The 12,222-nt window shown below is 63.7% G+C and carries 13 protein-coding genes; 7 read left to right on the forward strand and 6 right to left on the reverse strand.

All coding sequences use genetic code 11. The features are described 5' to 3' along the window. Positions 1–256 precede the first annotated feature (256 nt). Positions 257–622 carry a response regulator gene (locus tag QQL28_RS07455; protein WP_027523000.1) on the forward strand — a complete coding sequence of 122 codons (366 nt, stop codon included), beginning with the start codon at positions 257–259 and terminating at the stop codon, positions 620–622. 13 nt (positions 623–635) lie between these two features. Continuing rightward, complete coding sequence (locus QQL28_RS07460) at positions 636–2,009, forward strand: PleD family two-component system response regulator (RefSeq protein WP_284262897.1); 1,374 nt, start codon at positions 636–638, stop codon at positions 2,007–2,009. Between the two features lie 334 nt (positions 2,010–2,343). Here QQL28_RS07460 and QQL28_RS07465 read toward each other — a convergent pair whose 3' ends face one another. Next, complete coding sequence (locus QQL28_RS07465) at positions 2,344–2,679, reverse strand: hypothetical protein (protein ID WP_284262900.1); 336 nt, start codon at positions 2,677–2,679, stop codon at positions 2,344–2,346. A gap of 362 nt (positions 2,680–3,041) precedes the next feature. Further along, positions 3,042–3,620, reverse strand: coding sequence for a TetR/AcrR family transcriptional regulator (locus tag QQL28_RS07470; RefSeq protein ID WP_284263553.1), 579 nt, complete (start codon positions 3,618–3,620; stop codon positions 3,042–3,044). Between the two features lie 165 nt (positions 3,621–3,785). Between QQL28_RS07470 and QQL28_RS07475 the strand changes: the two genes are divergently transcribed. The 4 genes from QQL28_RS07475 to QQL28_RS07490 all read left to right on the forward strand — a co-directional run bounded on the left by QQL28_RS07475 (position 3,786) and on the right by QQL28_RS07490 (position 8,329). Beyond that, the gene (locus QQL28_RS07475; protein WP_284262902.1) at positions 3,786–5,012 is read left to right on the forward strand and encodes an MFS transporter; all 1,227 of its coding nucleotides are present in this window, start codon (positions 3,786–3,788) and stop codon (positions 5,010–5,012) included. A gap of 396 nt (positions 5,013–5,408) precedes the next feature. Next, positions 5,409–6,803, forward strand: coding sequence for an ammonium transporter (locus QQL28_RS07480; RefSeq protein ID WP_284262904.1), 1,395 nt, complete (start codon positions 5,409–5,411; stop codon positions 6,801–6,803). Between the two features lie 76 nt (positions 6,804–6,879). Continuing rightward, complete coding sequence (locus QQL28_RS07485) at positions 6,880–7,224, forward strand: hypothetical protein (RefSeq protein ID WP_284262906.1); 345 nt, start codon at positions 6,880–6,882, stop codon at positions 7,222–7,224. 109 nt (positions 7,225–7,333) lie between these two features. Continuing rightward, positions 7,334–8,329 carry a DUF6745 domain-containing protein gene (locus tag QQL28_RS07490; protein ID WP_284262909.1) on the forward strand — a complete coding sequence of 332 codons (996 nt, stop codon included), beginning with the start codon at positions 7,334–7,336 and terminating at the stop codon, positions 8,327–8,329. An 18-nt stretch (positions 8,330–8,347) separates the two neighbouring features. Here the strand turns inward: QQL28_RS07490 and QQL28_RS07495 are convergent, their stop codons facing one another. From QQL28_RS07495 to QQL28_RS07505, 3 genes are all read right to left on the reverse strand, one after another. Beyond that, positions 8,348–8,878, reverse strand: coding sequence for a hypothetical protein (locus QQL28_RS07495; protein WP_284262911.1), 531 nt, complete (start codon positions 8,876–8,878; stop codon positions 8,348–8,350). 85 nt (positions 8,879–8,963) lie between these two features. Further along, positions 8,964–9,131, reverse strand: coding sequence for a 50S ribosomal protein L33 (rpmG, locus tag QQL28_RS07500; protein ID WP_027522986.1), 168 nt, complete (start codon positions 9,129–9,131; stop codon positions 8,964–8,966). 126 nt (positions 9,132–9,257) lie between these two features. After that, a complete protein-coding gene (locus QQL28_RS07505) occupies positions 9,258–10,583 on the reverse strand; it encodes an LLM class flavin-dependent oxidoreductase (RefSeq protein ID WP_284262914.1) in 1,326 nt (441 codons plus the stop codon). Positions 10,584–10,882: 299 nt separating this feature from the next. Between QQL28_RS07505 and QQL28_RS07510 the strand changes: the two genes are divergently transcribed. Continuing rightward, positions 10,883–11,425 (forward strand): hypothetical protein, encoded by a 543-nt coding sequence (locus QQL28_RS07510; protein WP_284262921.1) that lies wholly within the window; start codon positions 10,883–10,885, stop codon positions 11,423–11,425. Between the two features lie 11 nt (positions 11,426–11,436). Here the strand turns inward: QQL28_RS07510 and QQL28_RS07515 are convergent, their stop codons facing one another. Next, positions 11,437–12,186 (reverse strand): NUDIX hydrolase, encoded by a 750-nt coding sequence (locus QQL28_RS07515; protein ID WP_284262924.1) that lies wholly within the window; start codon positions 12,184–12,186, stop codon positions 11,437–11,439. Positions 12,187–12,222 lie beyond the last annotated feature (36 nt).

Here is a 12,222-nt window from a genome sequence, read left to right on the forward strand (position 1 = left end):
CCGTTAACTTTCGGTCTCTAATTTGGAATCATCATGCCCGAGTCTTGGGATCGTGTCTTGGGATCGTGTCTTGGCTACTCGAAGTCTTGGGACCCTGGGCAAGCAACTGGAAACCACATCGCGGAAAGTTGGCCCTCCGGTTTAACGAAACTAGAGCGAATCTGAGGCTAGTTTGAATCCAGTTTTCGAAGCGCCGGCTGAAGGCGCCTGAGGCGTCACATGTCGAACAGGTCTCCTGACAAGTGGGAGGGACGGGATGGCTAAGACCGTCCTGATCGTGGAGGACAACGAGCTCAACATGAAGCTCTTCCGCGACCTGTTGGAGGCGCACGGCTATCAGACCTCGGGCACCAGCAACGGCTACGAGGCGCTCGATCTCGTTCGCAAGATGCGCCCCGATCTCGTGCTGATGGATATCCAGCTGCCGCAGGTGTCGGGGCTCGAGGTCACGCGCTGGATCAAGGACGATCCGGAGCTGCGCAATATTCCTGTCGTCGCCGTGACCGCATTCGCGATGAAGGGTGACGAAGAGCGCATACGCGAGGGCGGCTGCGAGGCGTATCTTTCCAAGCCGATCTCGGTCGGCAAGTTCATCGAGACGGTCCGGCGTTTTATCGGGTAGGGAGTGAATTTCAGTGTCCGCGCGTATCCTCGTCGTCGATGACGTCCCTGCCAACGTCAAGCTGCTGGAAGCCCGGCTCTCCGCCGAGTATTTCGACGTGATGACGGCCTCGAACGGCAGTGAAGCGCTGGCGATCTGCCGCCGCGCCGAATGCGACATCATCCTGCTCGACGTCATGATGCCCGACATGGACGGGTTCGAGGTCTGCCGCCGGCTGAAGACCGATCCGGTGACGCACCACATTCCCGTCGTGATGGTGACCGCGCTCGACAGCCCCGCCGATCGCGTGCGCGGCCTGGAGGCCGGAGCCGACGATTTTCTCACAAAACCCGTCTCGGACGTCGTGCTGATCGCGCGCGTGCGTTCGCTGACGCGGCTGAAGATGATGACCGACGAATTGCGCATGCGCGCCATCACCTCGCTCGAGATCGGCGTGCAGGCGCCCGAGCGCAGCGCTGTGGCCGACACCGGCAAGGGCGGCCGCATCCTCCTGGTCGACGACCGGCAGTCGTCCTATGAGCGGCTGGCGACGCTGCTTTCGGCCGAGCACAGCGTCGATGTCGAGCCCAATCCGACGGAGGCACTGTTCCACGCCGCCGAGGGCAATTACGACCTGCTGATCGTCTCGCTCGACCTCAACAATTTCGACGGCTTGCGGCTGTGCAGCCAGGCGCGCTCGCTCGAGCGCACCCGCCATGTGCCAATCCTCGCCATTGCGGACGCCGAGAGTGGCACGCGGCTGCTCCGCGGGCTCGAGATCGGCGTCAACGACTATCTGTTGCGTCCCGTCGACAAGAACGAGCTGCTCGCGCGTGCGCGCACGCAGATCCGCCGCCGCCGCTACACCGATCATCTGCGCGACAACGTGCAGAACTCGATCGAGATGGCGATTACCGACGCGCTCACCGGCCTGCACAATCGCCGCTACATGGAAAGCCATCTGGGGACGCTCGCCGAGCAGGCTTCGACCCGCGGCAAACCGCTCGCGCTGATGATTCTGGACATCGACTATTTCAAGTCGATCAACGACAATTACGGGCATGATGCCGGCGACGACGTCTTGCGCGAATTCGCGGTGCGCGTGCGCAAATCGATCCGCGGCATCGATCTCGCCTGCCGCTATGGCGGCGAGGAGTTCGTCATCGTGATGCCTGAGACCGATCTGCACGTCGCCGGCATGGTGGCCGAGCGCCTGCGCCGCTCGATCGCCGGCGAGCCGTTCTCCGTCCACAAGGGCACCAAGCGCATCGAGGTCACGATCTCGATCGGCCTGACCACGCTGGAGCAGAAGGGCGAGGCCGTCGCCGACGTGCTGAAGCGGGCGGACATGGCGCTCTACCGCGCCAAGCACGACGGCCGCAATCGCGTGGTGTCGCAGGCGGCGTGAGGCTGCCTGCGCATAAAAATGCGAAAACAACCCCATGCACAGTAGCCGGCGCTAGCCGGATCAAGGACTTGCGCAGGTGGCAAGATGACTAGCGCTGGCAGCGGCGCCATTTGACCCGTCGGGCAAAACAGGAGCATATTGGTAGGGTCGCGACAGCCCCGCAAACTCCGCTGTCATTCCCCGCGAAGGCGGGGAATCCAGTACGCCGCGGCCTCACGGTTCAAGCCTCACTGTCTCTGGAATACTGGATCACCCGCTTTCGCGGGTGATGACACCGTGTGATGCGGTGGCAGCGGTTAGTGCGGCGTGCGCTGCGTTCCATAACCGGTGTAAGTCAAATTATGCGCGGAATCCCAGCGGTGCGGTCACCTTCGATTTCACCTGCTATGAGCCTATCGAGCATGGCGTGGAAGTCTCCGGCCAAGTGGACATGCTCCCGGACCGATGACAGGTATTCCGCCCGACTTTCGATTGCTGTCGCGGCAGACCGAATGCAGGCCAGTATTTGTTTGGAAATCACGTACTCGTTTTTAAGTCCCCGAGCCTTGTGCCACAGATGGGCATGTAGGGCTTGAAACGCGGGGAGGTCGAACACGTCCGCGGAAAGCAGACGATCGACGGATCGTTGCTTTAGTTCTTCGAGCTGAGCGTCGTAGTAATTTTCTGACATCGCACCTAGCTAACCAGCTTTCTCGTTTCCTTTTCCCTGTAGCACAAAGCCTGCTAGGTGCCGATGCTGATGTGGCAGCCGGTATGAGGATGGGCGAGGGACAAGACAAAACCGGAAAGCGGTCCCATGCACAGTAGCGTTAGTTGGATCGAGACTTGCGCGGGTAGCAGGGCGGTTTGACCCGTCGGGCAAAACAGGAGCATATTGGTAGGGCGGCGACGGTCCCACAAACTCAGCTGTCATTCCCCGCGTAGGCGGGGAATCCAGTACGCCGCGGCCTCACGGTTCTCGCCTCGCTGTCTCTGGAATACTGGATGCCCCGCCTTCGCGGGGCATGACACGGCACGATTCGGCGACGGCGGCTATTTTGGCGTCGGCTTGCTACGCTGCACCGGCTTCGCATCACCACCCACATCCACCCCCGCATTCCGCAGCAGCACCGTCGCCGCTTCCTTCGCCGCGCGGGCCATTGCCGGATCGTCACGCACGAGGTCCTGCGCAATCGAACCGTCGACCAGCAGCACGAGCTGTGTCGCGAGCGCCTCCGCATCGGCAACGCCGAGCTCGGTCAGGCGGTCGCGAAACCAGAGGCGGCGGCTTTCCTTGAAGGCGATTGCGATCTTCTTCACGGCGCGATCCGAAGGCCCGAGCTCGGCCACCGCATTCACGAACGGGCAGCCGCGGAAATCCTTGGCCGCAAAGCGCCGCTCCAGCGAATCGAAGGTAGCGAGGATCTGCTCGGCCGGCGGCTTGTCGGAAGGGCGTGCGCTTACGAAGCGCCGCTCGAGATAGGCCGCGATCAGCGCGTCCTTGGACGGAAAGTGGTTGTAGAGCGTGCGCTTGCTGATGCCGATCTCGGCCGCGACCATATCGACGCCGACGGCGCGGATGCCCTCAAGATAGAACAGCCGGTCGGCGGTCTTGAGGATCCGCTCCTTCATGTCCGTCTTGATATCCGATTTTGCAGGGGCAGCCATTACACAGACCTGTTTACTTGGTCCTTGACAGCGGATCGCGTGCTTATTCTAAGTTACACAGGCCTGTGTAATCAAGCCGCATGGGCAGGTGGCGAATCGCCGCGAGAACAAGAGAACGGGAGATCAAGCATGCCACTGCTGCAGGCGCTTCGTCCGACGCTCCCGATCCTGATCGGGGCCTCGCTGATGCTGACGCTCAGCATGGGCTTGCGGCAATCGCTCGGCATCTTCCTCCAGCCCCTGACTCACGACGTCGGCATCTCCGTTTCCGATTTCACCCTCGCGATCGCCGTGCAAAACCTCGCCTGGGGCTTTCTGCAACCGCTCGCCGGCGCGCTCACGGTGCGCCACGGTTTTCGCGTGATCATGATGACCGGCGCGTTGCTTTACATTGTGGGCCTTGCACTGATGGCATGTGCCCAGGGCATGATTTTCGTGATGCTGGGGGCAGGGGTGCTGATCGGCACCTCGCTCGCCTGCACGGCGGCTGCGATGGCGATGTCGGTCGCTGCGCGCGCGGTGCCAGAAAGCGTGCGTTCGACGGTGCTCGGCATGGTTTCGGCCGCGGGCTCGCTCGGCGCGCTGCTGTCGGCGCCGATCGGGCAAATGCTCAATGAGGGCTACGGCTGGCGCATCGGGCTCGCCGGCTTTGTGGTGCTCTCGCTGGTGATGCTGCCGGCGGCATGGTTTGCCGGGCGGATCGATCGCATTCCGCTGCCGAAGGCGAGCGGCCTCGGCAATGTCTCGGCGACGACCGCGGCCACAGCCGCGCTCGGCAACGCTTCCTTCGTAGTGATGGCGGCAGCCTATTTCGTCTGCGGTATGCAGCTCATCTTCATCACCACGCACCTGCCGTCGTATTTGCTCATCTGCGGCATGGACCCGATGTTGAGCGCGAAGACGCTCGGCGTGATCGGTGGCTTCAATGTGCTGGGCTCGCTGTTCTTCGGCTGGGCCGGCCAGCGCTGGAACAAGCTCGCGTTGTTGGGGGGCATCTACGTCGTGCGCTCGCTGGTGCTCGCCTGGTATTTCATGCTGCCGCCATCGCCGGCCTCGACGCTGGTGTTCGGCGCGCTGATGGGATTCGTCTGGCTCGGCGTCGGCCCGCTGGTCGCAGGCGCAGTGGCAGAGATGTTCGGGCTGCAATGGCAGGCGATGATCCAGGGGCTTGCGTTCATGAGCCATCAGATCGGCAGCTTCGTCGGCGCCTATGGCGGCGGTCTGATCTATGACGCGCTCGGTTCCTACAACATGGCTTGGCGCATCGGTGTCGCGGTGGGGCTTGCCGCCGGCATCGTCCAGATCGCGTTTGCGCTGATCCGACCGACGGCGCCGCCACTCTTGCGAACGGCATAGGCATCGTCGGCGTCTGCTCATTCGTTGGGCAGTGCGCCGCCGCGTGAAGCAGCGCACGACGCGCCTGTCGCAAAGCAGCAAACGGGAATCGAAACGCATTCAGTGGGTTGAATGAATAGTGTCGATGGTGCGATTCTTGCACGTTCCTTGATCAAGAATTGGAACCGTCTCTGACGCTTTCCGATCTGGCGACAAGGGAAAGGCCGATAAGCCATGAGGCTGGTCGCCGCCAGTCTCCAGCCATCGACGCTCGACGACCTCATCGCGCCGAGCCGTGAACATTGTGTCCCGAAAATTCGAGCTGATCGCGCTGGCGCGTCGCCGGCGCGAACCTTCGTCTCGACGGTTCCAGTCAAGCCAGTGCCCGGAAGGCATCTCTTGCGACTTGGGAGGACGATGATGGAATCAAGAACATCCACGCGCAAAAGACTCGTGACGTTGGTGGTGGCGCTGTTGGGAATTGCACTTCTCTACCTCGTCCTCGGCGACGTCGCGCTTGCGGAGGATGCGGCGCCCCCCGCTTGTGGCGGCAAGATCCTCGAGAAGTGCACGCCAAATCCCGGCGACACCGCCTGGATGCTCACCTCGGTCGCGCTGGTGCTGATGATGACGGTTCCGGGGCTTGGGCTGTTCTATGGCGGCATGGTGCGCAAGAAGAACGTGGGCGACACCGTGATGACGAGCTTTGCAGTAACCTGCCTCATCACCATCCTGTTCGCCATCCTGACCTACAGCCTGGCCTTCCGCGCCGGCACGCCGTTCATCGGCGGGCTGGACCGCATGTTCCTGAAGGACATCCTCAGCGATATCGGCAAAGGCGGGATCGGCAACCCCAATCCGCTCGCGGCGACGATTCCCGAAAGCGTCTACATCTGCTTCCAGATGACTTTTGCGATCATCACGCCGGCGCTGATCGCAGGGGCCTTCGCCGAGCGGATGAAGTTTTCCGCGATGCTCTGGTTCATCGGCCTGTGGGCGATCTTCGTCTATGCGCCGATCGCGCATTGGGTGTGGGGCCCGGACGGAATCTTCGCCTCCGGCAACGACGCCGCCTGGGTCAAGGTGCTCGACTTCGCCGGCGGGACCGTCGTGCATATCAATGCCGGCGTGGCAGGCCTGATGTGCGCCATCATGCTCGGCAAGCGCAAGGAAACGGGACCGGCCCACAACATGGTGCTGACCTTCATCGGCGCCTCGCTGCTCTGGGTCGGCTGGTTCGGCTTCAACGCGGGCTCGGCGGTGACGGCGGGCATGCAGGCCGGCATGGCGATGCTGGTGACGCAGATCGCAACGGCCGTTGCCGGCTTTACCTGGATGCTGGTGGAGTGGTCGCTCAAGGGCAAGCCGACGGTCGTCGGCATCTGCTCGGGCGCGGTGGCAGGTCTCGTTGCCATCACGCCAGCGTCCGGTTTCGTCGGCCCGGTTGGCGCCTTCGTGATCGGGATTGCGGCCGGCGTCCTCTGCTACTGGGGATGCACCGGGCTGAAGGCCATGTTCAGCTATGACGATGCGCTCGATTGCTTCGGCGTCCACGCCGTCGGCGGCATCGTCGGCGCACTGCTCACCGGCATCTTTGCCGTCGAGCAATATGGCGGCACCGCGGGTGCTCTGGAAGGAAACCCCGGCCAGTTCATCAACCAGTGCATCGGCGTCGCCACCGTCATTGTTTACGACGCCGTCGTCAGCCTGATCATCCTCTACGTGGTCAAGCTGTTCGTCGGTTTGCGGGTGTCGGAGGATATGGAGCGCGACGGTCTCGATCTCGCACTGCATGGCGAGGTCGTGCACTAGATCGTTGATAACGATGTTGAACCAACCCGGCCGTCCGCGCTTGCCCCGCGGATGCGTCGGCACGGGAGAAGGCAAGATGACCGAGATCTTTGCGCAAGGTGACCTGCTGATCGAGCGGGTACCCGATGTAGCGCCATCGGGAACGCTCGCCGAAACCGCCGAAGGTGTGCCGCTGGTCCTGCTGGAGGGCGAGGCCACCGGACATTGTCATGCGATCAGCGAGCGCGTGACGCTGTTTCGCGACGACGATCTGGCGCGCGACATTCCGGCCGGGCTGTATGTCGGACATCTCCTGATCGCCGCGGCCTATGCGCGGGTGACGCATCAGGAGCACGCGCCGCTGACGTTGCCGCGAGGGACCTACCGCGTGCGCCGCCAGCGCGAACTGGGCCCGCGGGATGCGCGCGTCCTTGCCGACTGAGCAGGCACTGACGGCGGAGCAGCGGGGAGCGCTCGGGGAGTACCGAGCGCGGTGGGCTGCCGTCCGGCGGTCGACGGCACCTGCCAATCGCGGCGCCGCGGAGCGGGCCGTGCGGTTGGCCTATCAGTCCGCAGGACTGGAGCCGCCGGCCCGCATCGTGTGGTGCGACAGCCCGTTTGCGCTTGCCGAGCTCGCTGGCCGGATGTCGGGCGACGACGGCCGCAATGTGCGCTTGCGTCTGGTCGATCGCCTCCGCCGGCGAATTGCTTCGCTGGTTGCGAGGCGGTTGCATCGGAAGGTGCTCGCCACGATCGAAAGCGACGTCAATCCTGCCGATGGGCTGGTCAGCGCTGCGGCCGAGGTGGTGGTACGGAGCGTGCCGGAACAGAATCCGTCCATGTTCGGCCAGCTCCGTCGAACCGGCCTGTCGCTATCCGGTCTGCTTGAAGCGATCGTTGCTCCCCGCAATTTTACGACCTGCGCGGCGGGGCCGCACGATCTGTCGTGGCTTGGTGCTTACGACTATCTCCGCGAGGTGCTCGGTCTGCGCGGCGAGACGGAGTCGTTGCGTGGCCTGATGCAGCTCGCGATGAGCGCCGGCTGGCTCCAGCCGCATGAGCGCACCTGCTGGCTCGCAGAGCGACCGAACCTCTTGTGCGGTGATGCACGCGACCGGTTGCATCAGGCGAGCGGCCCGGCGCTGCGTTACCCCGATGGGTGGTCGATCTGGGCCTGGCGCGGTGTTGAGGTGCCGCGCTGGATTATCGAACACAAGGACAGGATCACGCTCGCCGCGATCGACGAGCAGATCGATGTCCAGGTCCGCCGCTGCATGATCGAGATCATGACGCCGGAGCGTTACGTCGCGCTCGGCGGCGCCACCCCCATCGCCGAGGACGAGACCGGAATCCTGTGGCGCCGGAACTGGCTGGCCGCGGACGCTTGGGCGGCGGTGGAGGTCGTGAACGCGACGCCCGAGCCCGACGGCACGCGCAGGCATTTCTTCCTCCAGGTGCCGGCCAATCTGCGCACGGCGCGCGAGGCGGTGGCCTGGACCTACGGCATGAGGGCCGAGGCCTATGCGCACCTCGTGCACAGGACGTGACGGAGACGGGTCTGCCGGCTAGCTGCGATAGTAGCGCCACATCCGCAGGAACGTGCGATGGATCATGTCCGGCGGCTGATCGAACGGCTCGACATTGATCCGCACCATGTTGGTGTGGCTCATCCGCCAGGGCAGGCGCATCAGCCAGCGCCAGGACGGCTGCTTGCGCCAGTCGGCCACCAGCGCGCTGGTGAGCGGCGCGTTCAGCACGATCTGGAGCTCGTGCACAGTCATAGCGCGTTCGGCGATCTCGACGAGATCGATTCGCTCGATCGCGCGCCACCGGATCAGGCCGAAGGCCTGGATGAAGATACCGTATTGGTTGGCGCCGATGGTGGGCCGGCCGGTCTCGAGCAGAGGAATGTTGTAGTAGGTGAATCCGGCCGCGAGCGCTGCGAGCGCAAGCCAGTAGAGCGCGCCGGTGACGAACGCAGCGGTGCAGAAGATCGCGGCGAGCGCCGCGGTGACGTAGACCGGAAAATAGGTGTCGTCGCGGCCATAGGCGACCGAGTAGCCACCGACATTTCCCTCGTCCAGGGCTGCGATCATGGACGTGGAGGCTACGACCATCGGCCGCAAATAAAAACGGGGCCGCGAATGGCCCCGTCAAAGTCGTTCAGCGTAGTCCGCGATCTTACTTGATCTTGGCTTCCTTGAATTCGACGTGCTTGCGCGCGACCGGGTCATACTTCTTCTTGACCAGCTTCTCGGTCATGGTGCGCGAGTTCTTCTTGGCGACGTAGTAGAAGCCGGTGTCAGCCGAGGACACGAGCTTGACCTTGATGGTGACCGCTTTGGCCATGTTCAGAAACCTCGAATGGAATGGGATTTGAGGAGCCGGCCAAACGGCCCGCGTTGGCCGGCAACCTAGCCACAAACCGCCCAAAGTCAAGGTTTTGCGGCCAGAAACTCGCTCAAATCGGCCCGATTAACCCTCGAAGAACCGGTTTTTCGGCCGCGGCAGGCCCAGATTCTCTCTCAAAGTGGCCCCTTCATACTCTTTCCGGAAAATCCCGCGCCGTTGCAGTTCCGGGACGACCTTGTCGACGAAATCGTCGAGGCCTGCGGGCACGAACGGGAACATGATGTTGAAGCCGTCGGAGCCGCGGCCGACCAGCCATTCCTCCATCTGGTCGGCGATGGTCTTGGGCGTGCCGACGAAGGCAAGCCCGCCATATCCCCCGACGCGCTGGGCGAGCTGGCGCACCGTGAGCTTGTCGCGCGCCGCGAGATCGACCATCCGCTGCCGGCCGCTCTTGCTGGCATTCGTCTCGGGGATCGGCGGCAGCGGCCCGTCGGGGTCGAAGCCGCTCGCATCCGTGCCGAGGATGACCGAGAGCGAGGCGATGGCGCTGTCGTAGTGCACGCGGCTGTCGAGCAAGGCGCGCTTCTCCCTGGCTTCGTCCACGCTGTCGCCGACCACGACGAAGGCGCCCGGCAGGATCTTCAGGTGCTCGGGATCGCGGCCGATCTTCTCCATCCGCCCCTTGATGTCGGCATAGAGCTTCTGCCCGTCGGCAAGGCTGCCGCCGCCCGTGAACACGGCCTCTGCCGTCTCCGCCGCGAGCTGCTTGCCGTCCTCGGACGCGCCGGCCTGCACGATCACCGGCCAGCCCTGGACGGGCCGGGCAATGTTGAGGGGGCCGCGCACCCTGAGATATTTGCCCTGGTGGTCGAGCACGTGCATCTTCGACGGCTCGAAGAACAGACCCTGTTCGACATCGCGCACGAAGGCGTCGTCGGCGAAGGAATCCCAGAGGCCCGTGACCACGTCATAGAATTCGCGGGCGCGCTTGTAGCGCTCGGCGTGCTCCATGTGATCGTCGAGGCCGAAATTCAGCGCCGCGTCCGGATTCGAGGTGGTGACGATGTTCCAGCCGGCGCGACCGCCACTGAGATGGTCGAGCGAAGCAAAGCGACGCGCGACGTGGTAGGGCTCGTCAAAGGTGGTCGAGCCCGTCGCGATCAGGCCGATGCGCTCGGTCACGGCGGAGAGCGCTGACAGAAGCGTGAACGGCTCGAACGACGTCACGGTGTGGCTGCGCTTCAAGGCATTGATCGGCATGTTCAGCACGGCGAGGTGATCGGCCATGAAGAAGGCGTCGAACTTGCCGGCCTCGAGCTTCCTGATCAGCTGCTTGATATGGCCGAAATTGAAATTGGCGTCGGGCCAGGCGCCGGGATAGCGCCAGGCGCCGGTGTGGATTGAGATCGGGCGCATGAACGCGCCGAGCTTGAGTTGCCGTTGTGCCATCGGCCCGTATCCGTGCTGAGTGTCGTTGCAGATGACATAGGTGCGACCCGGCTCGGTGCTACGGGGCGGACGCGGAACAATTTTTTGTTTTTCGGCCGCCTCTCAGCACAATTGTCATTCCGGGGCGCGCGTCAGCGAGAGCCCGGAATCCATCGGGCCGCACGACCACGGAGGAATGGATTCCGGGCTCGCGCCAAGAGGCGCGCCCCGGAATGACGGGAGAGCGACGGGCGCTTCCTCGAACCGATCGGCCTCTTGATCCGACCAAGCCATGACTTCGGCCCGTGAGGAGACAGGCAATGGCCAGCGCAATGTCAGCGGACGGTACAATTCGCATCGATCGGCCGATGCCCTGGATCGGCCGGTTGCTGTCGCTGCCGCTGCTTGCGGCGAGCGCCTATCTGCTTTGGAATGTCGGCCTCGGGCTGCGCCAGGACCTGTCCGGCTTCGGGCGGTTGGCGGACGACTGGGTGCCTGTGCTGGTCTTCGCAGGTCTCGGCCTTGCGGTCGGCATTCCCGGCCTCATCCTGCTGACATTCCGCTATTTCATCGTCCTGAACGAGAAGCAGCGTCAGGTGGTCATCACCAGGCAGTTCGGCCTGCTGAACATCCGCTCCTTACGCAATCTGTCGGGCTACCATCTGATCAGCATCACCGATGACTGCGATCCGGAGCTGACGATGTACGACGTCAACCTCTGCGGCAACAAGGGCACCACGCCGATCACGCTGTCGAGCTTCACCAAGCGCGAAGACGCGAACAGCTTTGCAAACGAGCTCGGCCGCGCGCTCAAGCTTCCGGCGCGCGACTATGTCGGCACGGAGCCCGACGCGGACGAGTGATCCGTCTCAGGTCAGCTCAAGATATCCTTTTGCATCTTGCCGCCGTAGAAATGGAAGAACGGCACCGGCGCATCGTGGCGGAGCGGGCCGGTGGCAAGCCGCTTGTCCAGCTCGTTGAGCACGTTCCGCGTCATCGGATGCAAATCCGCGAGCGGCTGCGAGCCGAGCTCGACCCAGACCAGCTCGACCAGTTCGGCATCTGCATGCACCACGCCCTCGACGCGATGGGTGATGGCGGAGGCATCCGCGGTGAAGAAGCGCGTGTCAAAACGCTTGACGCGGCCGGGCGGCGTGATGGCGCGCGCAATCAGGAACAGGCCGGAGGGATCGGGCAGGAGGCCCGCATCGGCGAACGGCTTCCAGGGGCCGTCGAGCTTCGGCGCCTTGCCCTCGTGCTGACGCCCGAGGCAGAGACCGGTTTCCTCGCAGGCCTCGCGGATCGCGGCGACCGCAAGCGATTTTGCACGCGAGGCTTCCGTCTTCGGGCTGCCCTTGAACAGATTGGCCTGAAGCTCCGGCGTGATCGGCGCCGCGCAGGGCACGCGATAGTCGGCCTTGTCGACGCGACCACCGGGGAACACGAATTTGCCCGGCATGAACACCACCTTGTCGTGGCGCTTGCCGACCAGCACTTTTGGAATCGAGCCGCTGCGATCGACCAGGATCAGGGTGGCAGCATCCTTCGGCCGAAAATACGGATGGTGATCGGCTTCCTTTTCTTCGTGGACTTTTTCTGGTGCCGCTTGCGCCACGTCCGTCATCTCCAACCCCGAACTTTCTTGTTCATTGTGGCTCTT

This window comes from Bradyrhizobium iriomotense, from assembly GCF_030160715.1.
In the GTDB taxonomy this organism is placed as follows: Bacteria; Pseudomonadota; Alphaproteobacteria; order Rhizobiales; family Xanthobacteraceae; genus Bradyrhizobium; species Bradyrhizobium iriomotense.

Excerpts from the sequence above, each read along its gene's own strand:
- QQL28_RS07505 (WP_284262914.1), bottom strand. The coding sequence starts at position 10,583 with ATGGCACAACGGCAACTCAAGCTCGGCGCGTTCATGCGCCCGATCTCA.
- QQL28_RS07485 (WP_284262906.1), top strand. The coding sequence starts at position 6,880 with ATGACCGAGATCTTTGCGCAAGGTGACCTGCTGATCGAGCGGGTACCC.
- QQL28_RS07480 (WP_284262904.1), top strand. The coding sequence starts at position 5,409 with ATGATGGAATCAAGAACATCCACGCGCAAAAGACTCGTGACGTTGGTG.
- QQL28_RS07475 (WP_284262902.1), top strand. The coding sequence starts at position 3,786 with ATGCCACTGCTGCAGGCGCTTCGTCCGACGCTCCCGATCCTGATCGGG.
- QQL28_RS07510 (WP_284262921.1), top strand. The coding sequence starts at position 10,883 with ATGGCCAGCGCAATGTCAGCGGACGGTACAATTCGCATCGATCGGCCG.
- QQL28_RS07470 (WP_284263553.1), bottom strand. The coding sequence starts at position 3,620 with ATGAAGGAGCGGATCCTCAAGACCGCCGACCGGCTGTTCTATCTTGAG.
- QQL28_RS07515 (WP_284262924.1), bottom strand. The coding sequence starts at position 12,186 with ATGACGGACGTGGCGCAAGCGGCACCAGAAAAAGTCCACGAAGAAAAG.
- QQL28_RS07495 (WP_284262911.1), bottom strand. The coding sequence starts at position 8,878 with ATGATCGCAGCCCTGGACGAGGGAAATGTCGGTGGCTACTCGGTCGCC.
- rpmG (WP_027522986.1), bottom strand. The coding sequence starts at position 9,131 with ATGGCCAAAGCGGTCACCATCAAGGTCAAGCTCGTGTCCTCGGCTGAC.
- QQL28_RS07465 (WP_284262900.1), bottom strand. The coding sequence starts at position 2,679 with ATGTCAGAAAATTACTACGACGCTCAGCTCGAAGAACTAAAGCAACGA.
- QQL28_RS07455 (WP_027523000.1), top strand. The coding sequence starts at position 257 with ATGGCTAAGACCGTCCTGATCGTGGAGGACAACGAGCTCAACATGAAG.